Raw genomic sequence first — 325 nt, 5'->3', positions numbered from 1 at the left:
GAGCGGTGGGATTCGCTGCGGCTGCTCACGCCCAACTGGCAGAGCCGGCTGCCCGGCTTCCGCTATGACGGCGACGACCCGGACGGCTACCGGACGCTGCCTGAGGTGATCGACTTCCTCGGCAGCTATGCCAGGGCGATCTCGGCGCCGGTCGAAACCCATACGACAGTTACCTCGGTGCGCGGCGACAGTACGGGATACCTGGTGCGCACGGACCGCGGCGAGTGGCGGTGCCGGACCGTGGTGCTGGCGTCGGGCGCCTGCAACATCGCGCGTCTGCCCGATTTCGCCGCCCGCGTGCCGCCGTCGGTCGCCATGCTGACGG

At 70.5% G+C, this 325-nt stretch carries 1 pseudogene; it reads left to right on the top strand.

What is annotated here, in order from left to right:
* A pseudogene (locus EN853_RS33425) lies at nucleotides 1–325 on the top strand (pyridine nucleotide-disulfide oxidoreductase); the annotation flags it as partial.

It is taken from the genome of Mesorhizobium sp. M1C.F.Ca.ET.210.01.1.1, from assembly GCF_004791585.1.
Lineage (GTDB): Bacteria > Pseudomonadota > Alphaproteobacteria > Rhizobiales > Rhizobiaceae > Mesorhizobium.
This window is presented reverse-complemented; position numbering and strand designations above follow the sequence as displayed.